General features: G+C 71.1%; 21 protein-coding genes. 9 read left to right on the forward strand and 12 right to left on the reverse strand.

Going from position 1 to position 22,231, the window contains the following annotated elements:
* Both lolB and RA210_RS20460 read right to left on the reverse strand, forming a co-directional pair.
* Positions 1 to 615, reverse strand: a complete 615-nt coding sequence (gene lolB, locus RA210_RS20455; RefSeq protein WP_201487834.1) for a lipoprotein insertase outer membrane protein LolB — start codon at positions 613 to 615, stop codon at positions 1 to 3.
* Positions 612 to 2,339 (reverse strand): tetratricopeptide repeat protein, encoded by a 1,728-nt coding sequence (locus RA210_RS20460; RefSeq protein ID WP_201487835.1) that lies wholly within the window; start codon positions 2,337 to 2,339, stop codon positions 612 to 614. The genes lolB and RA210_RS20460 overlap by 4 nt, the downstream gene beginning before the upstream one ends.
* A 166-nt stretch (positions 2,340 to 2,505) precedes the next feature.
* Between RA210_RS20460 and hemA the strand changes: the two genes are divergently transcribed.
* The 6 genes from hemA to RA210_RS20490 all read left to right on the forward strand — a co-directional run bounded on the left by hemA (position 2,506) and on the right by RA210_RS20490 (position 8,012).
* On the forward strand, positions 2,506 to 3,771 hold the full coding sequence (gene hemA, locus RA210_RS20465) for a glutamyl-tRNA reductase (protein ID WP_136490195.1): 1,266 nt from the start codon (positions 2,506 to 2,508) through the stop codon (positions 3,769 to 3,771).
* Positions 3,772 to 3,824: 53 nt separating this feature from the next.
* Positions 3,825 to 4,907, forward strand: coding sequence for a peptide chain release factor 1 (gene prfA / locus RA210_RS20470; protein ID WP_136490194.1), 1,083 nt, complete (start codon positions 3,825 to 3,827; stop codon positions 4,905 to 4,907).
* Positions 4,908 to 4,987: 80 nt separating this feature from the next.
* Positions 4,988 to 5,833 carry a peptide chain release factor N(5)-glutamine methyltransferase gene (prmC, locus tag RA210_RS20475; RefSeq protein ID WP_201487836.1) on the forward strand — a complete coding sequence of 282 codons (846 nt, stop codon included), beginning with the start codon at positions 4,988 to 4,990 and terminating at the stop codon, positions 5,831 to 5,833.
* Positions 5,823 to 6,581, forward strand: a complete 759-nt coding sequence (gene moeB, locus RA210_RS20480) for a molybdopterin-synthase adenylyltransferase MoeB (protein WP_201487837.1) — start codon at positions 5,823 to 5,825, stop codon at positions 6,579 to 6,581. The genes prmC and moeB overlap by 11 nt, the downstream gene beginning before the upstream one ends.
* The gene (murI, locus tag RA210_RS20485) at positions 6,571 to 7,365 is read left to right on the forward strand and encodes a glutamate racemase (protein ID WP_201487838.1); all 795 of its coding nucleotides are present in this window, start codon (positions 6,571 to 6,573) and stop codon (positions 7,363 to 7,365) included. The genes moeB and murI overlap by 11 nt, the downstream gene beginning before the upstream one ends.
* A gap of 134 nt (positions 7,366 to 7,499) precedes the next feature.
* The gene (locus RA210_RS20490; protein ID WP_136490853.1) at positions 7,500 to 8,012 is read left to right on the forward strand and encodes an acyloxyacyl hydrolase; all 513 of its coding nucleotides are present in this window, start codon (positions 7,500 to 7,502) and stop codon (positions 8,010 to 8,012) included.
* Between the two features lie 33 nt (positions 8,013 to 8,045).
* On the opposite strand, the gene phrB is transcribed toward RA210_RS20490, so the two are convergent.
* The 3 genes from phrB to RA210_RS20505 all read right to left on the reverse strand — a co-directional run bounded on the left by phrB (position 8,046) and on the right by RA210_RS20505 (position 11,769).
* Positions 8,046 to 9,482, reverse strand: a complete 1,437-nt coding sequence (gene phrB, locus RA210_RS20495; protein ID WP_136490852.1) for a deoxyribodipyrimidine photo-lyase — start codon at positions 9,480 to 9,482, stop codon at positions 8,046 to 8,048.
* A gap of 88 nt (positions 9,483 to 9,570) precedes the next feature.
* Positions 9,571 to 10,536: a YbgA family protein gene (locus RA210_RS20500; protein ID WP_136490851.1), complete on the reverse strand. Its 966-nt coding sequence runs from the start codon at positions 10,534 to 10,536 to the stop codon at positions 9,571 to 9,573.
* Positions 10,537 to 10,779: 243 nt separating this feature from the next.
* On the reverse strand, positions 10,780 to 11,769 hold the full coding sequence (locus RA210_RS20505; protein WP_136490850.1) for an NAD(P)/FAD-dependent oxidoreductase: 990 nt from the start codon (positions 11,767 to 11,769) through the stop codon (positions 10,780 to 10,782).
* A 195-nt stretch (positions 11,770 to 11,964) separates the two neighbouring features.
* Between RA210_RS20505 and RA210_RS20510 the strand changes: the two genes are divergently transcribed.
* Together RA210_RS20510 and hemH are read left to right on the forward strand one after the other, a co-directional pair.
* Positions 11,965 to 12,867, forward strand: coding sequence for a TIGR01777 family oxidoreductase (locus RA210_RS20510; protein WP_201487839.1), 903 nt, complete (start codon positions 11,965 to 11,967; stop codon positions 12,865 to 12,867).
* Positions 12,868 to 12,879: 12 nt separating this feature from the next.
* Complete coding sequence (gene hemH / locus RA210_RS20515; RefSeq protein WP_201487840.1) at positions 12,880 to 13,905, forward strand: ferrochelatase; 1,026 nt, start codon at positions 12,880 to 12,882, stop codon at positions 13,903 to 13,905.
* Positions 13,906 to 13,965: 60 nt separating this feature from the next.
* Here hemH and RA210_RS20520 read toward each other — a convergent pair whose 3' ends face one another.
* Both RA210_RS20520 and cueR read right to left on the reverse strand, forming a co-directional pair.
* Positions 13,966 to 15,291 (reverse strand): lytic murein transglycosylase, encoded by a 1,326-nt coding sequence (locus RA210_RS20520; RefSeq protein WP_201487841.1) that lies wholly within the window; start codon positions 15,289 to 15,291, stop codon positions 13,966 to 13,968.
* Positions 15,292 to 15,408: 117 nt separating this feature from the next.
* Positions 15,409 to 15,816 carry a Cu(I)-responsive transcriptional regulator gene (gene cueR, locus RA210_RS20525; RefSeq protein ID WP_136490846.1) on the reverse strand — a complete coding sequence of 136 codons (408 nt, stop codon included), beginning with the start codon at positions 15,814 to 15,816 and terminating at the stop codon, positions 15,409 to 15,411.
* A gap of 162 nt (positions 15,817 to 15,978) precedes the next feature.
* On the opposite strand from cueR, the gene RA210_RS20530 reads away from it, so the two are divergent.
* On the forward strand, positions 15,979 to 16,179 hold the full coding sequence (locus tag RA210_RS20530) for a heavy-metal-associated domain-containing protein (RefSeq protein WP_201487842.1): 201 nt from the start codon (positions 15,979 to 15,981) through the stop codon (positions 16,177 to 16,179).
* On the opposite strand, the gene RA210_RS20535 is transcribed toward RA210_RS20530, so the two are convergent.
* The 5 genes from RA210_RS20535 to RA210_RS20555 all read right to left on the reverse strand — a co-directional run bounded on the left by RA210_RS20535 (position 16,176) and on the right by RA210_RS20555 (position 22,080).
* Complete coding sequence (locus RA210_RS20535) at positions 16,176 to 17,033, reverse strand: helix-turn-helix domain-containing protein (protein WP_201487843.1); 858 nt, start codon at positions 17,031 to 17,033, stop codon at positions 16,176 to 16,178. The genes RA210_RS20530 and RA210_RS20535 overlap by 4 nt on opposite strands.
* A gap of 177 nt (positions 17,034 to 17,210) precedes the next feature.
* Complete coding sequence (gdhA, locus tag RA210_RS20540; protein WP_136490843.1) at positions 17,211 to 18,548, reverse strand: NADP-specific glutamate dehydrogenase; 1,338 nt, start codon at positions 18,546 to 18,548, stop codon at positions 17,211 to 17,213.
* A 367-nt stretch (positions 18,549 to 18,915) separates the two neighbouring features.
* Positions 18,916 to 20,265, reverse strand: coding sequence for a sigma-54-dependent transcriptional regulator (locus tag RA210_RS20545; protein ID WP_136490842.1), 1,350 nt, complete (start codon positions 20,263 to 20,265; stop codon positions 18,916 to 18,918).
* A gap of 2 nt (positions 20,266 to 20,267) precedes the next feature.
* Entirely contained in the window at positions 20,268 to 21,863 is a 1,596-nt protein-coding gene (locus RA210_RS20550; protein ID WP_236574833.1) for a sensor histidine kinase, read from the reverse strand.
* Positions 21,850 to 22,080, reverse strand: a complete 231-nt coding sequence (locus RA210_RS20555; RefSeq protein ID WP_201487844.1) for a PP0621 family protein — start codon at positions 22,078 to 22,080, stop codon at positions 21,850 to 21,852. The genes RA210_RS20550 and RA210_RS20555 overlap by 14 nt, the downstream gene beginning before the upstream one ends.
* Positions 22,081 to 22,231 lie beyond the last annotated feature (151 nt).

A 22,231-nucleotide genomic window follows, 5' to 3' on the forward strand; every position in this document is an offset into this window, starting at 1 on the left:
TCACAGACCGAGGCGGCGCGGCTGCCAGTCCTTGATCACCAGGGTGATGTCGAGGTTCTCGCCCAGCAGCTTGAGGCGTTGCGGCAGCCAGAAGCCGTTCTGCTCGCGGTAGTCGGCGTATTCGATCCGCCAGCCGTCCTGCTCCAGGCGCGCCAGGCGGCTGTCGGCGTCGAGGGTCAGCCGGCTCTTGCTGTCCGGCGCCGGCAGGCCGCGGATCCACCACAGCAGGTGCGACACCGGCAGGCGCCAGCCGATCTGCTCCTCGAGCAGCGCCTCGGGTGATGCGGCCTGGTAGCGCCCCTGGTTGGCCACCTCGAGGAGGATGTCGCCCTCGCGGCCGGTCAGGCGGGTGGCGCCGCGGCCGAGCGGGCCGGACAGGCGGATGTCGTAATAGTCGCGGCGCTGCAGCCAGAACAGCACGCCGCTGCCGGAGTCCTGCGGCGCGCGGATGCCGACCTTGCCGCTGATCTGCCAGCCGTCGATGGCGGCGACCTGGGTCTTGTGGCTGCGCCAGGCGGCGGGGCTGCCCTGGCCGCCGACATCCTCGCGCGGGCCGATGCCGGCGCAACCGGCGAGCAGCAGCAGGCCGGCGAGCAGCAGGTGGTGCAGTCTCACGGCTTCACCTTGCCGGTCAGGCGCTTGAGGGTGTCGCGCAGGATATCGCTGTCCGGCGTGTCGGCCAGGGCCTTGCGCCAGACTTCGCGGGCCTCGGCCTGCTTGCCGCTGGCCCACAGCACCTCGCCGAGGTGGGCGGCGACCTCATGGTCGGGCATGCGCGCCAGGGCCTGGCGCAGCAGCTTTTCGGCTTCGGCCAGATTGCCCAGGCGGTAGTTGACCCAGCCGAGGCTGTCGAGGATCGCCGGGTCGTCCGGGTTCAGCGCGTAGGCCTTCTCGATCAGTGCGTGGGCCTCGGCGTAGCGGGTGGTGCGGTCGGCCAGGGTGTAGCCGAGGGCGTTGAGGGCCATGGCGTTTTCCGGCTCGCGCCCGATGATGAAGCGCAGGTCGCGCTCCAGCCCGGCCAGGTCGCCGCGCTTCTCGGCCAGCATGGCGCGGGTGTAGAGCAGGTTGAGATCCTCGGGGAACTGCTCGAGCGCTTCGGCAGTGCGCTGCCAGGCGTCGTCGAGGCGATCCTGGTTGGTCAGGCTCTCGATCTCGATCAGGTACAGCTGCAGGGCGTAGTCCGGCTGGCTGTCGCGGGCGCCGGCCAGCAGGCGCTGGGCCTCGGCGACGCGCCCGTTCTTGACCAGCAGCTCGGTGCGACGCACCTGCGCCGCCAGGTAGTCGTTGCCCGGGCCGACCGCGGCGTATTCGCGCAGCGCGGTGGCGCGATCGCCGTCCTGCTCGGCGATGCGGCCGAGGTTGAGGTGGGCGGCGTCGACGTGGGCGTCGCGCTCGATCAGCTCCTGCAGCAGCGGGCGGGCCTCGTCCCAGGCCTCGGCCTCGAGGCTGACCAGGGCCAGCGACAGGCGCAGGTCGTCGTCCTCGGGGAAGCGCCTGAGCAGTTCGCGGAACTGCAGGTGGGCATCCTCCAGGCGCTCGTCCTCGAGCAACTGGCGGGCGTAGGTCAGGCGCAGGCGCTTGTCGTCGGGGTGCAGGCGGATGCCGCCCTCGAGCACCCTGAGGGCCTCGTCGCCGCGGCCGAGCGAGCGCAGCAGGCGGGCGCGCAGCAGTAGCGGGGCGACCTCGCGGCTGCCGGCTGGGTGCGCCTCCAGGCTGGCCAGCGCCTCCTCGCTGCGGCCGTCCTGCTGCAGCAGCACGGCGCGGCCGAACAGCAGCTGGGCGTTGTCCGGATGGCGCTCGAGCAGGCGCTCGAAGCTCTGCCGCAGGCCGGCGCGGGCCTCGGGGTCGAGCTGGGCGGCGCTGAGGGCGAGGAAGTCGAAGTGGGTGTCGCCCTTGGCCTTGAGCACCTGCTCCATGTAGCCCATGGCCTCGTCGTGGCGGCCGGCGCGGGCCAGCTGGATGGCGGCGATGCGCTGGGCGTCGAGGTTGTCCGGGGCGCTGTCGGCCCACAGCAGGGCGGTCTCCAGGGCGGCCTCGTCGGCGCCCAGGTATTCGGCGATGCGGAAGGCGCGCTCGGCCACCGCCGGATCGCCGGTGGCGCGGGCCTGCTCCATGTAGTTGGCCAGGGCGATGTCGAAGCGGTCGCGCTGGCCGGCCAGCTCGGCCACCAGCAGGCTGTACAGGGTGTCCTGGCTGAATGAGGCGCTGGGCGCGGCGGGCTTGGCCGGCGCCGCGGTCGACTCGGACGCAGGCGGGTTGCCGTCGGGGCTAGTGGAGGGCAGGAACTGGCAACCGCCCAGCAACGCCAGGGCAGTCAGCAGCGCGAGGGATTTGTTCATGGCAGGCATACGCGGGCTCACCGGCAGGTCGGGCAATCATGACACAAGCGGGGGGGCAATCCCATGGCTGCAGGTGGCCATCGTCGCCTGCGGCGGCTAGGCAGTTGTCCTGTATCGCGCCAAGTAGGACAATTGTCGGCTTTCCAGGTCACCTCAGCGTCCCCGCATGGCTTTTCTCGCCCTCGGCATCAACCACAAAACCGCATCGGTGGCGGTCCGCGAGCGCGTGGCCTTCGGCCCCGAGCAGCTGGTCGACGCCCTGCAGCAGCTGTGCCGGGTGACGCCGTGCCGCGAGGCGGCGATCCTCTCCACCTGCAACCGCAGCGAGCTGTACCTGGCGCTGGACGAGGCGCGTGCGGAGGAAATCCTCGCCTGGCTGGCCGGCTACCACGGCCTCAGCCTCGACGAGCTGCGCGCCTGCGCCTACATCCACCAGGGCAACGAGGCGGTGCGCCACATGATGCGCGTGGCCTGCGGCCTGGACTCGATGATCCTCGGCGAGCCGCAGATCCTCGGCCAGATGAAGGACGCCTACGCCAGCGCGCAGCAGGCCGGCACCCTCGGCCCGCTGCTCGGCCGGCTGTTCCAGGCCACCTTCAGCACCGCCAAGACGGTGCGCACCGACACCCGCATCGGCGAGAACCCGGTGTCGGTGGCCTTCGCCGCGGTGAGCCTGGCCAAGCAGATCTTCAGTGACCTCGGCCGCAGCCAGGCGCTGCTGATCGGCGCCGGCGAGACCATCGCCCTGGTCGCCCGCCACCTGCACGAGCAGGGGGTCAAGCGCATCGTGGTGGCCAACCGCACCCTCGAGCGCGCCAGTGCGCTGGCCGGCGAGGTCGGCGGCCAGGCCGTGCTGCTCGCCGACATTCCCGAGCAGCTGGTGGGCAGCGACATCGTCATCAGCTCCACCGCCAGCCCGCTGCCGATCCTCGGCAAGGGCGCCGTCGAGCGCGCGCTGAAGAAGCGCAAGCACCGCCCGGTGTTCATGGTCGACATCGCCGTGCCGCGCGACATCGAGCCGGAGGTCGGCGAGCTGGACGACGTCTACCTGTACACCGTCGACGACCTGCACGAGGTGATCGCCGAGAACCTGCGCAACCGCCAGGACGCCGCGCGCGCCGCCGAGGAGCTGGTGGTGGCCGGGGTCGGCGCCTTCATTGAGCGCCTGCGCGAGCGCGACAGCGTCGACCTGCTGCGCGCCTACCGCTCCCGCGCCGAGCAGCTGCGCGACGAGGAGCTGGCCAAGGCCCTGCGCCTGCTCGGCAACGGCAGCCCGGCCGAGGAAGTGCTGGCCCAGCTGGCGCGGGGCCTGACCAACAAGCTGCTGCATGCGCCCAGCGTGCAGCTGAAGAAGTTTTCCGCCGCCGGCCGCCACGATGCGCTGGCCGTGGCCCAGGAACTGCTCGACCTTTCCGGCGAGCAGCATCGCTAACGCCCTGCGCGCCCGCCGAGCGGCGCGGCGCCAGCCATGGTGAACACGCCCCGATGAAAGCCTCGCTGCTGAACAAGCTCGATACCCTGCAGGACCGCTTCGAGGAGCTGACCGCGCTGCTCGGCGACGCCGAGGTGATCGGCGATCAGACCAAGTTCCGCGCCTACTCCCGCGAATACGCCGAGATCGAGCCGGTGATCGAAGCCTTCCGCGCCTTCCGCAAGGTGCAGGGCGACCTCGAGGGCGCCCAGGCGCTGCTCAAGGACAGCGACCCGGACCTGCGCGAGATGGCCGAGGAGGAGGTCGCCGCGGCCCGCGCGCAGCTCGAGGTGCTCGAGGCCAGCCTGCAGCGCATGCTGCTGCCGAAAGACCCCAACGACGGCCGCAACGTGTTCCTCGAGATCCGCGCCGGCACCGGCGGCGACGAGGCGGCGATCTTCTCCGGCGACCTGTTCCGCATGTACTCGCGCTACGCCGAGAAGCAGGGCTGGCGCGTCGAGATCCTCTCCGAGAGCGAGGGCGAGCACGGCGGCTACAAGGAGGTGATCGCCCGCGTCGAGGGCGACAACGTCTACGCCAAGCTCAAGTTCGAGTCCGGCGCCCACCGCGTGCAGCGCGTGCCGGAAACCGAATCCCAGGGCCGCATCCACACCTCGGCCTGCACCGTGGCGGTGCTGCCGGAGCCGGACGAGCAGGCGGCCATCGAGATCAACCCGGCCGACCTGCGCATCGACACCTACCGCGCTTCCGGCGCCGGCGGCCAGCACATCAACAAGACCGACTCGGCGGTGCGCATCACCCACCTGCCGACCGGGATGGTGGTCGAGTGCCAGGAAGAGCGCTCGCAGCACAAGAACCGCGCGCGGGCCATGGCCTGGCTGGCGGCCAAGCTGCAGGACCAGCAGGACGCCGCCGCGCACAGGGAGATGTCCGAGACGCGCAAGCTGCTGGTCGGCTCGGGCGACCGCTCCGAGCGCATCCGCACCTACAACTTCCCGCAGGGCCGGGTCACCGACCACCGCATCAACCTGACCCTGTACTCGCTGGGCGAGGTGCTGGGCGGTTCGGTGGAGCAGGTGATCGAGCCGCTGCTGCAGGAATACCAGGCCGACCAGCTGGCGGCGCTGGGCGACTGATCCAACGTCCGTAGGGTGCGCCGCGCGCACCGCGCAAATGCCATGGTGCGCACGGCGCACCCTACGCCCGGAGAGCGGCCATGCCCACCATCGAATCCCTGCTGAACGGCGCCGAGCTGCCCGACTCGCCGAGCGCCCGCCTGGACGCCGAGCTGCTGCTCGCCCATGCGCTCGGCAAGCCGCGCAGCTACCTGCGCACCTGGCCGGAGCGCGAGCCCGACGCCGCGCAGTGCGCCGCCTTCGCCGCGCTGCTGGCGCGCCGCAGCAAAGGCGAGCCGGTGGCCTACCTGCTCGGCCGCCAGGGCTTCTGGAGCCTGGAGCTGGAGGTGGCGCCGCACACCCTGATTCCCCGTCCGGACACCGAGCTGCTGGTGGAGACCGCGCTGGCGCTGGGCCCGGGCGGACCGGCGCGGGTGCTCGATCTCGGCACCGGCAGCGGCGCCATCGCCCTGGCCCTGGCCTGCGAGCGCCCGGCCTGGCAGGTGCTCGGCGTCGACCGGGTGGCCGAGGCGGTGCTGCTGGCCGAGCGCAACGGCGCGCGGCTCGGGCTGGCCAACGCCCGCTTCGTCGAAAGCCGCTGGTTTTCCGCGCTGGCCGGCGAACGCTTCGCGATGATCGTCGGCAATCCGCCGTACATCGCCGCGGACGACCGCCATCTGAGCGAGGGCGACGTGCGCTTCGAGCCGGCCAGCGCGCTGGTCGCAGGTGCCGACGGACTCGACGACATCCGCCAGATCGTCCATGAGGCGCCGGAGCACCTCGAAGCCGGCGGCTGGCTGCTGCTCGAGCACGGCTATGACCAGGCCGCGGCAGTGCGCGCGCTGTTCGCCGCCCGCGGCTTCACTGCCGTCGAGAGCCGCCGCGATCTCGGCGGTCACCAGCGCATCACCCTCGGCCAATGGGAGGAAGACGCCCATGCTGAGTGACGACGAGCTGCTGCGCTACAGCCGGCAGATCCTGCTCAGGCAGGTCGACATCGACGGCCAGCTGAAGATCCGCGCCGGCAAGGTGCTGGTGGTCGGCCTCGGCGGCCTCGGCTCGCCGGTGGCGCTGTACCTGGCCGCGGCCGGGGTCGGCGAGCTGCACCTGGCCGACTTCGACACGGTCGACCTGACCAACCTGCAGCGCCAGGTGATCCACGACACGGCCAGCGTCGGCCAGGCCAAGGTCGACTCGGCGATGGCGCGCCTGGCGGCCATCAACCCCCATGTGCGGCTGCTGCCGCTGCGCCAGGCGCTGGATGCCGATACGCTGTCCGCCGCGGTGGCGGCGGTCGACGTGGTGGTCGACTGCTGCGACAACTTCACCACCCGCGCCGCGGTCAACGCCGCCTGCGCCGCCGCCGGCCGACCGCTGGTGTCCGGCGCGGCGATCCGCCTGGAAGGCCAGCTGTCGGTGTTCGATCCGCGCCGCGCGGAAAGCCCCTGCTACCACTGCCTGTACGGCGCGGGCAGCGAGGACGAGCTGACCTGCAGCGAGGCCGGCGTGCTCGGCCCGCTGGTCGGCCTGGTCGGCAGCCTGCAGGCGCTGGAGACGCTCAAGCTCTTGGCCGGCTTCGGCGAGCCGCTGGTCGGCCGCCTGCTGCTGGTCGATGCGCTGGGCAGCCGCTTCCGCGAGCTGCGCGTCAGGCGCGATCCGCAGTGCGCGGTCTGCGGGAAACCCGATGGCCAGTGAAGCGCCGGTCGGCGTGTTCGACTCCGGGGTCGGCGGCCTGTCGGTGCTCGGCGAGATCCGCGCGCGGCTGCCCCACGAGTCGCTGCTCTACGTCGCCGACAGCGGCCACGTGCCCTACGGCGAGAAGAGTCCCGAGTACATCCGCGCGCGCTGCCGGCGCATCGCCGATTTCCTGCTGGAGCAGGGCGCCAAGGCGCTGGTGGTGGCCTGCAACACCGCCACCGTGGCGGCGGTGGCCGAGCTGCGCGAGCGCCATCCCGGCCTGCCCATCGTCGGCATGGAGCCGGCGGTCAAGCCGGCGGCGGCGGCCAGCCGCAGCGGCACGGTCGGCGTGCTGGCCACCACCGGCACGCTGAAGAGCGCGCGCTTCGCCGCCCTGCTCGACCGTTTCGCCCACGACGTGAGCGTGGTCACCCAGCCCTGCCCGGGGCTGGTCGAGTGCGTCGAGCAGGGCGCGCTGGCCGCGCCGGCGACCCGCGCGCTGCTGGCGTCCTACGTGCAGCCGCTGCTCGACGCCGGCTGCGACACCCTGATCCTCGGCTGCACCCACTATCCCTTCCTCAAGCCGCTGCTGCGCGAGCTGGTGCCCGCGGACGTGCAGCTGATCGACACCGGCGCCGCGGTGGCGCGCCAGCTCGGGCGCCTGCTCGGCGAGCGCGAGCTGCTGGCGGCCGGGCCGGCGCAGCCGGCGCGCTTCTGGTCCAGCGGCGAGCCGGCCGCTCTGGCGCGGGTGCTGCCGGTGCTGTGGGGCGAGGCCGCGGCGGTCGAGCGGCTGGAGGACTGAGCCCGCGCGCTTTCCTGGCGACGAGCGGCTCCTATACTTGCAACGAGGGCGTCATGCGGGGCGCTGTCCGGTGCGCTGGTCGTTGCCGTGCAGTCCACGACATCCACGGAAGCTCATTGCAAGGAATCGTCATCATGAAGCGATTGCTGACTGTCGGTGCTGTGCTGGCGGCCCTGGGCGCGAGCGTTCCGGCCAGCGCCTGGGATGCGACCCTGGCCGCCGGGGTGACCCGCGAGTCCACCCAGGTGGTGCGCCTGGCCCTGCAGCGTGACTTCGAGCGCAGCTGGTGGCAGAGCTCGAGCGGGCGCCTGACCGGCTACTGGGATGCCGGCTACACCTACTGGTTCGGCGACAAGGCCGCCAGCAACCACAGCCTGTCGTTCGCCCCGGTGTTCGTCTACGAGTTCGCCGGCGAGCGCGTGCGCCCCTATGTCGAGGCCGGCATAGGCGTAGCGCTGTTCTCCAGCACCGAGTTCGAGCAGCACGATCTGAGCACCGCGTTCCAGTTCGAGGACCGTCTCGGCTTCGGCCTGCGCTTCGCCGGCCAGGAGATCGGCGTGCGCGCCATCCACTACTCCAACGCCAGCCTCAAGCAGCCCAACGACGGCGCCGAGACCTATACGCTGCACTATCGCACCGCGTTCTGAGCGAAGCGAGGTCGCCCTGGCTGCCCACTCGCCTCAGGCGCTGGCCTTGTCCAGCGCCTTGAAAGCCGCCAGCGCACGCTCGCGCGAGCGCGCCAGGTCGACGATCGGGCGCGGATAGTCGGGCGCGCCGAACAGCCCGCCGAGCGCCGCCGGGTCGTGGATGTCGCGCCTGTTCAGGCCGGCCAGTTCCGGCACCCACTGGCGGATGAAGGCGCCGTCCGGATCGAACTTCTCCGACTGGGTCAGCGGGTTGAAGATGCGGAAGTAGGGCGCCGCGTCGGTGCCGGTGGAGGCGCTCCACTGCCAGCCGCCGTTGTTGGCGGCCAGGTCGCCGTCGATCAGTTGCTGCATGAACCAGCGCTCGCCGTGGCGCCAGTCGATCAAGAGGTTCTTGGTCAGGAACATGGCGACGATCATGCGCAGGCGGTTGTGCATCCAGCCGGTGGCAAGCAGCTGGCGCATGGCGGCGTCGACTATGGGGATGCCGGTGCGGCCCTGCTGCCAGGCTTCGAGGTCTGCCGGTGCGTCGCGCCAGGCCAGCGCCTCGGTCTCGACGCGGAAGGCGCGGCCCATGGATACCCGCGGGTAGCCGACCAGGATGTGCTTGTAGAACTCGCGCCAGAGCAGCTCGCTGATCCAGGTCACCACCCCGGGATTGCCGTCGGCGAACTCGCCGGCGTTGACCGCCAGCGCGGCGTGCAGGCACTGGCGCGGCGACAGCACGCCGGCGGCCAGCCAGGGCGACAGGGCGCTGGTGCCGGGCCTGGCCGGGAAGTCGCGCTCGGCGGCGTACCAGGCCAGGTGGCCGTCGACGAAGTCTTCCAGCTGGCGGTGCGCGGCCGCCTCGCCGGCCGGCCACAGCCGGCGCAGTTCGTCGCCGGGGGTGGCGAAGCCGTCGATCGCCACCGGCAGCGGATCGCCGGCGATTCCGCTCGGCGGCTGGATGCACGGCAGCGGCTGCAGCGCCGGCAGGGCTTCGCCGAGGCGTGCGTAGCAGAGCTTGCGGAACTGGCTGAATACCTGGAAGTAGCCGCCGCTGCGGGTCAGCAGGCTGCCGGGAGCGAACAGCACCTGGTCGGTGTGGCTGTGCCAGGCGATGCCGGCGTCCTGCAGGGTCGCGGCCACCGCGCGGTCGCGACGCTGTTCGTTGACGCCGTACTCGGCGTTGACGTGGACGCTGCGCACGCCGTGCTCGCGGCACAGCGCCAGCAGCACGGCGGCGGCGTCGTCCCAGCGCTCGGCGGTGCGCAGCAGCAGCGGGATGTTCAGCGCGGCGAGGCTCTTCGACAGCTCGGCGAGGTTGCGCAGCCAGAAGTCGACCTTGCAGGCAGCGTCGTCGTGCGCGCGCCACTGCGCCGGGCTGAGCAGCCAGACGGCCAGCAGCGGGCCGTCGCCGCGGGCTGCCGCGGCGGCCAGGGCGGTGTTGTCGCGCACGCGCAGGTCGCTGCGCAGCCAGACCAGACGGGACATCGGGATCTCCTCAGGGGGCGGCGAGCAGGCCGCGTCGTGGCGGGCACCGGCCGGGGCCGTCGGCCAGTCGCGCAGCACCGCTTGCCGTTCAGATGGCGTTGCGCAGGCCGAGCTCCTGCGGGTGGGGCTGCAGGTAGGCCTGCAGGGCGACGTAGCGGTCCGGATGGCGGCGGAAGTGGTGCTTGAGCAGGGTCAGCGGCACCACCAGTGGCACCATGCCTTCGCGGTACTGCTCGATCAGCTGCTGGATCTCGCGGCGCTCCTCGCCGGGCAGGGCGCGGCGCAGGTAGCCGGACAGGTGCTGCAGGACGTTGGCGTGGGTGCCGCGGGTGGCGCAGCGCTTCAGCGCGGCCATCAGCTCGGCGAAGTAGCGCGGGCCGAACTCGGCCGGGTCGTGCGCGCCGATGCCGGCCAGCAGGCGGCCCAGCTCGCGGTACTTGAGCGGGTGGTGGGCCATCAGCAGGTACTTGTGGCGGGAGTGGAAGGCGATGATGCCCTTGCGGGTCAGGCCCTCGGCGCACAGGCGCTGCCAGTCGCCGTAGGCGAACACCCGGGCGATGAAGTTCTCGCGCAGCACCGGATCGTGGAGACGGCCGTCCTCCTCGATCGGCAGCTCGGGGCGCAGGCGCGCCAGGGTGGCGGTGAATATGCCCGCGCCCTGCTCGGCGGGGCGGCCATCGTCCTGATAGACCTTGACCCGCTCCATGCCGCAGGAGGGCGACTTCTGCATGACGATCAGGCCGCTGACGTCGTGCAGGCGCGCGGCGACGCCTTCGGCGTAGCCGGCCAGCGCCTCGGTGACGTCGCGCTCGCGGGTCACCGTGCCCACCGCGCGCGGCGCGCCGGGGTCGCCGACCAGGCGGATCGGCTCGCGCGGGGCGCCCAGGCCGATGGCCATCTCCGGGCACAGCGGCTGGAAGTCGAAGTGCTTGCCGAGCACCTCGCGGCACAGCAGCGACTGCTTGTGGCCGCCGTTGTAGCGCACCTCGTTGCCGAGCAGGCAGGCGCTGATGGCGAGCTTGAGGCGGGGGGATTGGGACTGTGCGTGGATCATGGCGTGTACCTTGGCGGTCGGGTGCAGGCGGCACCGGCGGCTGCGGCCTGTACAGGGAAACGGACTTGTACAGCTCTTCTACAGGGTCGGATATTTTGTTGTACAGGTCAAGCCAATTGTACAGGTTTTGGCGTTCTCCTGCGGCCGAGCGGCTGCACCGCCATCCTTTCGGCAGGTGCAGGCTGAGCGAGGGGGAGTGGCGGGTGCCTGCCCGCGCCCGGCGTGGCGCAGGCGGCGGCCGGTCTAGGCGGCGGCGTGTTCGAGCAGGCGGCGAGCCGCTTCCTGGCCGCTCAGCCAGGCGCCCTCGACGCGGCCGGACAGGCACCAGTCGCCGCAGGCGTACAGGCCGAGGTCGGGGTCGGCCAGCGCGCCCCACTGGTGAGCCTGCGCCGGACGGGCGTACAGCCAGCGATGGGCCAGGCTGAAGTCGGCCTCCGGCACGGCGCAGCCGATCAGCTCGGCGAAGGCGCAGCGCAGTTGCTCGATCACCGCCTCGCGCGGCAGGTCGAGGTGCTGGCGGCTCCACGCGCTGGTGGCGTGCAGCACCCAGGTGTCCGGGCTCTGGCTGCGGGCGGGCTTGCTGCGGTTGCGCGCCAGCCAGTCGAGCGGGCTGTCCTGCACGAAGCAGCCTTCGACCGGGGTGTCGAGCGCCTTGCCGAAGGACAGGGCCACCGCCCAGACCGGCTCCATCACCACGCTGGCCACGGTGGCGGCCAGCTTGGGCGCGGCGGAGAGCAGCGCGGTGGCCTGCGGGGCGGGGGCGGCGATGATCACCTTGCTGAACGGGCCGTGGCTCTGGCCGTCGGCATCCAGCAGATGCCAGTGCTGCTCGCCGCGGAACACCTCGGTGATGCGGCAGGCGAAGGTCGCCGGCAGTTCGCCGAGCAGGTTGCGGGTCAGCGCGCTCATCCGCGGCACGCCGACGAAGCGCAGCTGGGTGTCCGCCGAGAGGCTCAGCTGGCCACCCTGCGACTGGTACAGCACCGGCTTCCACTCGGCCAGCCAGCCCTGCTCCTGCCACTGCTGCACGGCTTCGACGAAGCGCCGGTCGCGCGCGGTGAAGTACTGGGCGCCCAGGTCGAGGTCGCCGACATCGCAGCGCCTGCTCGACATGCGCCCGCCGCTACCGCGTCCCTTGTCGAACAGCTGCACCTCGAGCTCCGCCGCCGTGAGCGCTTGGGCTGCCGACAGGCCGGCCATGCCGCTGCCGATGATGGCGATGGGAGTGTTCATGTTTCACCTCTGTCACTGAGAATTCAGGCTAATCCTTGGACTCTACTTATACAATATGCTCATTCCTGTACAGAATGATATGCTGCGGTCCAGCCTTGAACCCGGTCCGCCGCCAGCGTGTTGCGGCCTGGCCGGTGTTTTCAGTGTGGACCAGACTCAGGACTGACGCATGCGAGCAGACGAGGAGATACGGCGATGCGCATTCTGCTGACCGGCGGTACCGGCCTGATCGGCCGGGCGCTCTGTCGCCTGTGGGCGGGGCAGGGGCACGAACTGGTGGTGTGGAGCCGCCGCCCGCAGGAGGTCGCCGGCCTGTGCAGCGGCGCGCGCGGCATCGCCCGGCTCGACGAACTGGCCCCCGACCTGCCGCTGGATGCGGTGGTCAACCTGGCCGGGGCGCCGATCGCCGACCGGCCGTGGACCGCCGCGCGCCGCCGGCTGCTGTGGGATAGCCGCATCGGCCTGACCGGGCAACTGGTCGACTGGCTGGCCCGGCGCCAGCTCAGGCCGGGGGTGCTGCTGTCCGGCTCGGCGGTGGGCTGGTACGGCGACGGCGGTGAGCGGCGGCTCAACGAGGACAGCCCGGCCGGCAGCGAGGACTTCGCCAGCGAGCTGTGCTTCGCCTGGGAGGCGGCGGCGCTGCGCGCCGAGGAGCTGGGCATCCGTGTGGTGCTGGTGCGCACCGCTCCGGTGCTGGCGGCGCGCGGCGGCATGCTGGCGCGCCTGCTGCCGCCGTTCCGCCTCGGCCTCGGCGGACGCATGGGCAGCGGCCGGCAGTGGATGCCGTGGATCCATCTGGAGGACGAGGTGGGGCTGATCGACTTTCTCCTCCACCATGAGGATTGCCGCGGTCCCTATAATGCCTGCGCGCCGAATCCGGTGCGCAACGCCGAGTTCGCCCGCACCCTCGGCCGCGTGCTGCATCGCCCGGCGCTGCTGCCGGCGCCGGCCTGCGTGCTGCGCCTGGCGCTGGGCGAGATGGCCGGCCTGCTGCTCGGCGGCCAGCACCTGCAGCCGCAGCGTACCCTGGACGCCGGCTACCGCTTCCGTTTTCCCGATCTCGAGGCGGCGCTGGCCGACCTCCTCGCTCGACACTGACAAGGACACTGCATGACCGATCACGCCCTGCTGCTGGTCAACCTGGGCTCGCCGGCCTCCACCGAGGTGGCCGACGTGCGGCGCTACCTCAACCAGTTCCTCATGGATCCCCACGTCATCGACCTGCCCTGGCCGCTGCGCCGGCTGATCGTGGCGATGATCCTGATTAGGCGGCCGGCGGCCTCGGCCGAGGCCTACCGCTCGATCTGGTGGGCGGAGGGCTCGCCGCTGATGGTGCTCAGCCGCCGCCTGCAGGCGAAGGTCGCCGAGCGCTGGGTGCACGGCCCGGTGGAGCTGGCGATGCGCTACGGCGAGCCGTCGATCGACAGTGGCCTGCAGCGCCTGGCTGCGCAGGGCGTCCGGCGGGTGACCCTGGTGCCGCTGTATCCGCAGTTCGCCGACAGCACGGTGACCACGGTGGTCGAGGAGACGCGGCGGGCGATGGCGGCGCGCGGACATGCCTTCGCCGTGGACGTGCTGCCGCCGTTCTACGACCAGCCGGAATACCTCGAGGCGCTGGCCGCGAGCGTGCGCCCCTATCTGGAGCAGGGCTTCGACCACCTGCTGCTCAGCTACCACGGCCTGCCCGAGCGCCACCTGCACAAGAGCGACCCCACCGGCAGCCACTGCCTGAAGGATGCCGACTGCTGCCGGCGCGCCAGCGGCGCGGTACTGGCCAGCTGCTACCGGGCGCAGTGCCTGGGCACCAGCGAAGGCCTGGTCGCCCGGCTCGGCCTGGGCGAGGAGCAGTGGTCGATGTCCTTCCAGTCGCGGCTGGGCCGCGCCAAGTGGATCGAGCCCTACACTGATGCGACCCTCGAGAGGCTGGCCCGCGAGGGGGTGAAGAAGCTGCTGGTGATGTGCCCGGCGTTCGTCGCCGACTGCATCGAGACCCTCGAGGAGATCGGCGACGAGGGCCGCACCGCGTTCCGCGCCGCCGGCGGCGACGACCTGGTGCTGGTGCCCTGCCTGAACGACCATCCGCAGTGGGTCGAGGCGCTGGTCGGCTTGTGCGAGCGCATGCCGGTCGCGCTGTAGGACGCCGGCAACGCAAAAGGGCGACCCACGGGTCGCCCTTTTGCGTTGCCAGGGATCGCTTCACGGCAGCTGGCGCAGCCGCTCCAGCAACTGGTGGTTCGGGTGGCCGTCGGCCGGCCAGCCGAGCTGCTGCTGGGTGGCGCGCACCGCGCGGCGGGTGTTGGCGCCGATGATGCCGTCGGCCGTGCCGGGATCGAAGCCGCTGCGCGCCAGGCGCTCCTGCAGTTCGATGCGCTCGCTGCGCGACAGCGGGCGCTCGCCGCGCGGCCAGGCGGCGACGACCTGGCCGCCGCCGGCGAAGCGCTCGCCGAGCAGGCCGATGGCCAGGGCATAGGCGGTGGAGTTGTTGTACTTGAGGATGGCGCGGAAGTTGTCCTGCACCAGGAAGGCCGGGCCGCGGTAGCCTGCCGGCAGCACCAGGCTGGCCAGCTGGCTGTCGTCGCGCACCACGTTGTAGGGATGCTGCGGGCGCACGCCCAGGCGCAGCCATTCGCCCAGCGGCTTGCGCTGCTCCGGGTCGGCCAGGGCGTAGTCGAAGCCGGCCGGCAGGCGCACTTCCATGCCCCAGCCCTGGCCGCTCTGCCAGCCCGAGGCGCTCAGGTAGTTGGCGGTGGAGGCCAGCGCATCGGCGGTGGAGTCCCAGATGTCGCGGCGGCCGTCGCCGTCGAAATCCACCGCATGGCGCTGGTAGGTGGTGGGGATGAACTGGGTCTGGCCCATGGCCCCGGCCCAGGAGCCCAGCATGCGCTGCGGCTGCACGTCGCCGTGCTCGAGGATCTGCAGCGCGGCGAGCAGCTGGTCGTGGGCGAACTGCGGCCGGCGGCCCTCGTAGGCGAGGGTGGCCAGCGAGCGGATCACGCTCAGGTTGCCGGTGTTGCTGCCGAAGTTGCTCTCCATGCCCCAGATCGCCACCAGCACGTTGCGCTCGACGCCGTAGCGCTGCTCGATGGCGCGCAGGGTGGAGGCGTGCTCGGCGAGCAGGCGCTGGCCGCGGTGCACGCGTTGCGGCGACACGGCACTGTCGAGGTATTCCCAGATCGGCCGGCTGAACTCCGGCTGGCTGCGGTCGGCGCGGATCACCGCCGGGTCGACGGTGACCTCGGCGAAGGCGCGCGCGAAGGTGGCCGGCGCGATGCCGGCGGCCAGCGCCTCGCGGCGGAAGGCGTCGCGCCAGGCGGCAAAGCTCTGCTGCGGCGCCGCGGCGGCGGGCACTGCGGCGCTGGACAGGGCGGGCGCCACCACGCTTGCGCTGGCCAGCGGCAGGCTGGCGGCGGGGCCCTGGGCGGGAGGCTCGGCACAGGCGCTGAGCTGGGTCAGCGCCAGCAGCAACGCGCTGCCGCTGAACAGACGGCGGCGCAACGCTCGCCCGGCGGTCGGGTTGGACATGGAGGACTTCCACGGCAATGCTGAACAGGCGGCAACCTTACCATGCCCCCGCCCGGTTTGACTCCGCCGGGTCGTCGCAGGGCGGGTCGCCCGTCGGTTCGCCGGGCCGGCCGCACCTCAGTCGCCGGCGGGCGGCGTGCCGCACTCCAGGCTGTGCAGGATCGGGCAGTCGGGGCGCTGGTCGCCCTGGCAGTGCTCGACCAGATCGCTCAGGGTGTCGCGCAGGCTGGCCAGTTCGGCGATCTTGCGCTCGAGGGCGGCGATATGGCCGAGGGCCAGCGCCTTGACGTCGGCGCTGGCGCGCTGGCGGTCCTGCCACAGCTCGAGCAGGCGCCCGATTTCCTCCAGAGAAAAGCCCAGGTCGCGGGCGCGGCGGATGAAGGTCAGGCGGTGCAGGTCCTGCTCGCCGTAGCGGCGATAGCCGTTGTCGCCGCGTCCGGCCGGTTGCAGCAGGCCGATGCTTTCGTAGTGGCGGATCATCTTGGCGCTGAGGCCGGAGCGGCTGGCGGCTTGGCCGATGTTCATGGCGGGCTCCCCGCGAGTAGAGAAGGGCGATGGCGGTCAAGGATCGACCTTGCCATGGGGGCAAGGTCAAGGTCGCGCGCGGCGCAGCGCCGCAGGCGCTTGACCTGGCCGGGGCGCAGCGGTCAAGACTGGTCGCCTCCATTGTTAAGCGAGGAAGGCATCATGCAGGTTTTCAAGGTCCAGGGCATGTCCTGTGCGTACTGCGTCCGAGCCATCACCCAGGCTCTCCAGGCGCTCGACGGCAGCGCCCGGGTCGAGGTCGACCTGGCGAGCGCCGAGGTGCGGGTCGACAGCGGCCTGAGCGCCGAGCAGGTGCTGGCGGCGCTGCGCGAGGAAGGCTACGAGGCCTGCCGGGCGGCCTAGCCCGGCGGCGCGGCCGCGGCGCTGGCCCGCTCGATGGCGGGCGGGAGGTGGTCGGCCTGCTGGCGGGCCTGCCGGCAACTGCTCGGGCTGTGGCCGAAGTGCTGGCGGAAGGCGCGGGCGAAGTAGGACGGATCCTTGAAGCCGACCTTGCCGGCGATGCCGGCGATCGGTGTGTCGCTGTTGAGCAGCAGGTCCTCGGCGGCCTGCATGCGCTTGCCCATCACGTATTCCTGGAAGCCGATGCCGCAGCTCTGCTTGAACAGCCGGCTGAAGCGCACCACCGACATGCGGCACAGTTCGGCCATCTCGCGTTCCTCGATGCGCTCGCGGAAGTGGCTGTCGATGTGGGCCAGGGCGGCATGCAGCGGCTGCCGGGCCTCGGCGCCGCGGTTGAGGCGCACGCACTCGGGCAGTCGCTCGACGCGGGCGAGGCGCTGGCGCGGGGCGGGGCCGGCCGGCTGCAGGCGCAGTTCGTGCAGGGCATGCAGGGCCTTGAGGTAGCGCAGGCGCTCGGCGCTGGACAGCGGCAGCACCAGGTAGTCCCAGACGCCGGCACGGAAGGCCCACACCGCCAGCTCCTCGGAGTGCTGCAGGGTGAGCATGGTGATCGGTAGGGCGGCAAAGCGCCGCTTGATCTCCAGCAGCAGGTGCAGGCCGTGGTCGTCGGGGCGGTCGAACTGCAAGCAGAGCATGTCCGCGTGCGTCTGCGCCGCGGCGTCCGCCAGGCTGTCGAGGCCGTCGGTGCGGACGATCCGGCACTGTGCGGCGAACTGCTCGATGCACTGCTCGGCGACCTGGTCGCAGCTCAGGTCGATCCAGAGGAGAAGGGGCTTGCCCGCGGCCTTGGTACTCATTCCCGTGACTACTCGGCTGACTTGCTTTGCTAGCAAGTGAAGATCAGTCGAGCGCGGGACATGAGACCCAATCGAAGTAGGTTGATGGCCTTCTGCCAGCCTTTCGGAATAAACCGGCAGACAAGGAAAAGCCGGCGCGAGGCCGGCTTTTCGGGTGCTGCGGGAGCGGGGTGGAACTCAGACCACGCCCTGGGCCAGCATGGCGTCGGCGACCTTGACGAAGCCGGCGATGTTGGCGCCCTTGACGTAGTTGATGCGGCCGTTCTCTTCGCCGTAGTTGACGCAGGCGTGGTGGATGTTCTGCATGATGCTGTGCAGCTTGGCGTCCACTTCACCGTCGGTCCACAGCAGGCGCATGGCGTTCTGGCTCATTTCCAGGCCCGACACGGCCACGCCGCCGGCGTTGGAGGCCTTGCCCGGGGCGTAGAGGATGCCGGCCTCGATGAACAGGTCCACCGCTTCCAGGGTCGACGGCATGTTGGCGCCTTCGGCGACGCAGAAGCAGCCGTTCTTCATCAGGGTGCGCGCGTCCTCGGCGTCCAGCTCGTTCTGGGTGGCGCACGGCAGGGCGATGTCGCACGCGATGCCCCACGGACGCTGGCCTTCCAGGTACTGCAGGCCGAAGTGGGCCGCCATTTCCTCGATGCGACCGCGACGGACGTTCTTCAGGTCCATCAGGTAGTCGAACTGCTCCTTGTTCAGGCCCGCCTCGATGTACAGGGTGCCGGCGGAGTCGGACAGGGAGATGACCTTGCCGCCCAGTTCCATGACCTTCAGCGCGGCGTACTGGGCCACGTTGCCCGAGCCGGAGATGGCCACGCGCTTGCCGTCGAAGCCTTCGTGACGGCTCTTGAGCATTTCCTGGGCGAAGTACACGCAGCCGTAGCCGGTGGCTTCCGGACGGATCAGGCTGCCGCCGTAGCTCATGCCCTTGCCGGTCAGCACGGAGGTGAACTCGTTGGCCAGGCGCTTGTACTGGCCGTACATGAAGCCGATCTCGCGGGCGCCCACGCCGATGTCGCCGGCCGGCACGTCGAGGTCGGCGCCGATGTGGCGGTACAGCTCGCTCATGAACGACTGGCAGAAGCGCATCACTTCGTTGTCGCTCTTGCCCTTCGGATCGAAGTCGGAGCCGCCCTTGCCGCCGCCCATGGGCAGGGAGGTCAGCGAGTTCTTGAACACCTGCTCGAAGGCCAGGAACTTCAGCACGCCCAGGTTCACCGACGGGTGGAAGCGCAGGCCGCCCTTGTACGGGCCGATGGCGCTGCTCATCTGCACGCGGAAGCCGCGGTTGACGCGCACGTTGCCCTGGTCGTCGATCCACGGTACCCGGAACATGATCACGCGCTCGGGCTCGACGATGCGCTCGAGGATGTTGGCCTTCAGGTAGCGCGGCTCGCTCTGCAGGAACGGCCACAGGCTGCGCACGACCTCTTCCACGGCCTGGTGGAATTCCGGCTGGTCGGGGTCGCGGCGCTTGATCTGCGCCAGGAATGCGTCAAGGGTCTGGGGCATGGGGAGGCCTCGATAGTTTGTTTCGAAATCGGCTGTAGTCGTTGGATGGGCGGGAATTTAGCAGCCGGGCGTGCTTTGTGATAGTGCAAAATGACGCTTGAGTGAAACTTTTTGGTGCTTTTATGTAAATGCGGCCTTGCATATGCCGATTTTGAAGGGTTTTGCGCGCTGCTTATGTGCACGGAATTGGGGCTTTCAGGGTTCGAAAATGGTGCGTCGATGGACCGCTGGCAGGCGGTCGCGGGCGGGTTCGCGCCGGGGCGCCGCGGCCATCGGCTCGCGGTGCGAGCAGGCGCTGGCCTGCCCCGTGCGGGGTTGCGGAGGCGCGGGCGGGGAGCCGGCGCCCCGGCGAGGGGCGCGGCGGGGATCAGTCGATGCCGAGCTTCTTCAGCCGGTAGCGCATCGAGCGGAACGACAGGCCGAGGCGCTGGGCGGCGGCGGTGCGGTTCCAGCGGGTTTCCTCGAGCGCCTGCATGATTGCCTGGCGCTCGATGTTCTCGAGGAAGTCCTCGAGGTCGTCGATCTGCGTCAGCTGGCCGGCGGCTTCGCCGCTGGCGCTGGCGGCGGGGGCGTCGCCCAGACGCAGGTCGCTGGCCTGGATCAGGTCGTCCTCGCAGAGGGTGTAGGCGCGCTCGAGCATGTTCTCCAGCTCGCGCACGTTGCCGGGGAAGCGGTAGCTCTTGAGCTTCTCCAGCGCCTCGGCGGAGAGACGCGCCGGTTCCAGGCCACAGTCGGCGGCCAGGCGGGCGAGGGCGCGTTCGGCGAGCAGCGGGATGTCCTCGCGGCGCTCGCGCAGCGGCGGCACGCCCAGTTCGATGACGTTGAGGCGGTAGTAGAGATCCTGGCGGAAGCGCCCGGCGGCGACCTCGGCCGCCAGGTCCTTGTGGGTGGCGCTGAGGATGCGCACGTCCACCGCCAGCTCCTGCTGGCCGCCGACCGCGCGCACGGCCTTCTCCTGGATGGCGCGCAGCAGCTTGACCTGCATCGGCAGCGGCAGGTCGGCCACCTCGTCGAGGAACAGGGTGCCGCCGTCGGCGGCCTTGAACAGGCCGGGCTTGTCCTCCACCGCGCCGGTGAAGCTGCCCTTGCGGTGGCCGAAGAACTCGCTCTCCATCAGCTCCGAGGGGATGGCGCCGCAGTTGACCGGCACGAACGGCTTGTCGGCGCGCGGGCCGAGTTCGTGGATCAGCCGTGCCACCAGCTCCTTGCCGCTGCCCGACTCGCCGCTGATGTACACCGGCGCCTGGCTGCGCGACAGCTTGGCGATCTGCTTGCGCAGGGCGCGCATCGGCGGCGAGTCGCCGAGCAGGCGGCTGTCCACCGAGCCTCCGGCTTCCGCCGCCGACTGCGGGGCGCGCAGGCGCAGGGCGGTGGCCACCAGCTCGCGCAGGCGGCCGAGGTCGACCGGCTTGGTGAGGAAGTCGAAGGCGCCGGCCTTGAGCGCGTCGATCGCGGTATCGACGCTGCCGTAGGCGGTGATCATCGCCACCGGCGTCTGCGGGTAGCGCTGCTGGATCAGCTGCACCAGTTCCTGGCCGGTGCCGTCGGGCAGGCGCATGTCGGTCAGGCACAGGTCGAACGGCTCGCGCGCCAGCCACTCGCGCGCTTCCTTGACGTTGCGCGCGCAGCGGGTGTCCAGCTTCATGCGGCCGAGGGTGATTTCCAGCAGTTCGCGGATGTCGGGTTCGTCGTCGACGATCAGGGCTCGTTGCGCCATGGTCAGCTCGCGGTCTTCGGATGGGCAAAGGTGATGCGGAAGCAGGCGCCGCTGCCTTCGCGGGGCACGTAGTCGAGGCGGGCGCGGTTGCTCTCGCACAGCTCGCGGGAGATGTACAGGCCGAGGCCGGTGCCCTTGCTCTCGGTGCTGAAGAAGGGCTCGAACAGGTTGCCGCGCTGCTCCGGCGGGATGCCGTCGCCGTCGTCGACCACCTCGAGCACCGGCAGCTGGGTCTGCTCGTCGCGGAACAGGCGCAGCCAGACCTGCCCCTTGTCGTGCTTGCGCGCGCTGTGGCGCAGGCCGTTCTGCACCAGGTTGGTGAGGATCTGGGTCAGCTGCTGCGGGTCCATGCGCGTCTGGATCGAGCCGGTCGCGCACTCCAGGTGCAGCACCGCGTCGCCGCGCCGGCTTTCGCGCAGCTCGCCGGCGAAGCGGTGCAGCCAGTAGCGCAGGTCGAGCAGCTGCGGCTCGGCCTCGCGGCGGCGCGACAGCTGCAGGACGTTCTCGATCACCAGGTTCATACGCCGCGAGTGGTCGAGGATGATCTGGGTCAGACGGCGGTCCGCCGGGCCGAGATCCTCGGCTTCCTGCAGCAGCTGGGCGGCGTGGCTGATGGCGCCCAGGGGGTTGCGGATCTCGTGGGCGATGCCGGCGCTGAGGCGGCCGAGGGCGGCCAGCTTGAGCTGCTGCGCCTGCTGGGCGATCTGCGAGACGTCCTCGAGGAAGATCAGCAGGTTGCGCTCGCCCTTGCGCTGCAGCGGGACGAAGCTCGGCTGCAGCGCCGGGCCTTCGGCGAAGCCTTGCAGGGTCTGCGGGCGCAGCGCGGGGTTTTCCTGCCACTGGTGCAGGCACTCGAGCAGGGCCGGGCAGTGTTCGTCGAGCGGCTGGGTCACCAGCTGGCGCTGGCCGAGCAGGGTCAGGCTGCTGGGGTTGGCCAGCAGCACGCGGCGCTGCGGGTCGAGGACCAGGATGCCGGTGCGCATGCGCTGCAGGATCAGCGCGTTGAGCGCCTGCAGGTCGGCGACGTCGGCGGCGTGGCGGCGGGCCAGGCTCTCGCTCTGCTGCAGGCGGCGGCCGAGGGCCTGGATGATCAGCGCGGCGGCGAAGCACAGCGCGCCGAGGGCGCCGGCCTGCACGTACTGGCTGGCGGCGGCCGACTTGCTGAGGCTGAGGTAGAAGGTCAGGTAGATCAGCCCGCTGCTGGCCAGCGCGGCGATCACCAGGCCCAGGCGCCCGCGCAGCATGCTGTTGGCGATCGCCACCGAGATCACCAGCAGCGGCGCCAGGCCGCTGGACAGGCCGCCGCCGGCGTAGAACAGGGTGCTGAGCAGGGTCACGTCGAACAGCGCCAGGGCGAACAGCGCCAGCGAGCGGCAGGTCTGCTGCAGCAGCACGCCGAGCACCACGTTGATCGCCAGGTAGGCCCAGCTGCCGAAGCGGAACAGCTGGGGATCGGCCATCTCCAGCAGCTCGCGGTGCATGTCGCTGGAGATCAGCAGCACCAGGGCCAGGCCGACGCTCAGCCGGTACAGGTGGTACAGACGCAGGATGCGCTGGCCCTGCTCGGCGCTCGGCGCCCAGAGTTCAGCGCTGCTCAGGGGGATTGTCCTGTTCGAGGTGGGCACGGCTGCAGTACCAGCGGTTGTCGTGGGCGAGGGCCTCGGCGCGGGGCACGTGCACGCCGCACTGGGCGCAGCGCACCATCGGCTGGGCCTTGGCGGCGGCGGGCGGCTGCGGGCGCTGCGGCCGGGTGAAGCGCCGCCACAGCCACCAGGCGATGGCCAGCAGGGCGATCAGGGACAGTAGGCGAGCCATGGTGCTCTCGTGGCTGGACGGAAACGGGCGCCAGTGTAGCGTCGCCGGCGGGGCGAGCCCAGCACCGTCCGCCGCGACTGTGCGTTGTGTCGGCTGTGGCCGTTGCGGGACAATGCTGCCCTCGCATCAGGCGCGGCGGGCGGGGTGGACG

It is taken from the genome of Pseudomonas sp. OF001 (assembly GCF_904426495.1).
In the GTDB taxonomy this organism is placed as follows: Bacteria; Pseudomonadota; Gammaproteobacteria; order Pseudomonadales; family Pseudomonadaceae; genus Geopseudomonas.

Coding starts and splice junctions, on each gene's coding strand:
- RA210_RS20460 (WP_201487835.1), bottom strand. CDS start 2,339: ATGAACAAATCCCTCGCGCTGCTGACTGCCCTGGCGTTGCTGGGCGGT.
- hemA (WP_136490195.1), top strand. CDS start 2,506: ATGGCTTTTCTCGCCCTCGGCATCAACCACAAAACCGCATCGGTGGCG.
- prfA (WP_136490194.1), top strand. CDS start 3,825: ATGAAAGCCTCGCTGCTGAACAAGCTCGATACCCTGCAGGACCGCTTC.
- prmC (WP_201487836.1), top strand. CDS start 4,988: ATGCCCACCATCGAATCCCTGCTGAACGGCGCCGAGCTGCCCGACTCG.
- moeB (WP_201487837.1), top strand. CDS start 5,823: ATGCTGAGTGACGACGAGCTGCTGCGCTACAGCCGGCAGATCCTGCTC.
- murI (WP_201487838.1), top strand. CDS start 6,571: ATGGCCAGTGAAGCGCCGGTCGGCGTGTTCGACTCCGGGGTCGGCGGC.
- RA210_RS20490 (WP_136490853.1), top strand. CDS start 7,500: ATGAAGCGATTGCTGACTGTCGGTGCTGTGCTGGCGGCCCTGGGCGCG.
- phrB (WP_136490852.1), bottom strand. CDS start 9,482: ATGTCCCGTCTGGTCTGGCTGCGCAGCGACCTGCGCGTGCGCGACAAC.
- RA210_RS20500 (WP_136490851.1), bottom strand. CDS start 10,536: ATGATCCACGCACAGTCCCAATCCCCCCGCCTCAAGCTCGCCATCAGC.
- RA210_RS20505 (WP_136490850.1), bottom strand. CDS start 11,769: ATGAACACTCCCATCGCCATCATCGGCAGCGGCATGGCCGGCCTGTCG.
- RA210_RS20510 (WP_201487839.1), top strand. CDS start 11,965: ATGCGCATTCTGCTGACCGGCGGTACCGGCCTGATCGGCCGGGCGCTC.
- hemH (WP_201487840.1), top strand. CDS start 12,880: ATGACCGATCACGCCCTGCTGCTGGTCAACCTGGGCTCGCCGGCCTCC.
- RA210_RS20520 (WP_201487841.1), bottom strand. CDS start 15,291: ATGTCCAACCCGACCGCCGGGCGAGCGTTGCGCCGCCGTCTGTTCAGC.
- cueR (WP_136490846.1), bottom strand. CDS start 15,816: ATGAACATCGGCCAAGCCGCCAGCCGCTCCGGCCTCAGCGCCAAGATG.
- RA210_RS20530 (WP_201487842.1), top strand. CDS start 15,979: ATGCAGGTTTTCAAGGTCCAGGGCATGTCCTGTGCGTACTGCGTCCGA.
- RA210_RS20535 (WP_201487843.1), bottom strand. CDS start 17,033: ATGAGTACCAAGGCCGCGGGCAAGCCCCTTCTCCTCTGGATCGACCTG.
- gdhA (WP_136490843.1), bottom strand. CDS start 18,548: ATGCCCCAGACCCTTGACGCATTCCTGGCGCAGATCAAGCGCCGCGAC.
- RA210_RS20545 (WP_136490842.1), bottom strand. CDS start 20,265: ATGGCGCAACGAGCCCTGATCGTCGACGACGAACCCGACATCCGCGAA.
- RA210_RS20555 (WP_201487844.1), bottom strand. CDS start 22,080: ATGGCTCGCCTACTGTCCCTGATCGCCCTGCTGGCCATCGCCTGGTGG.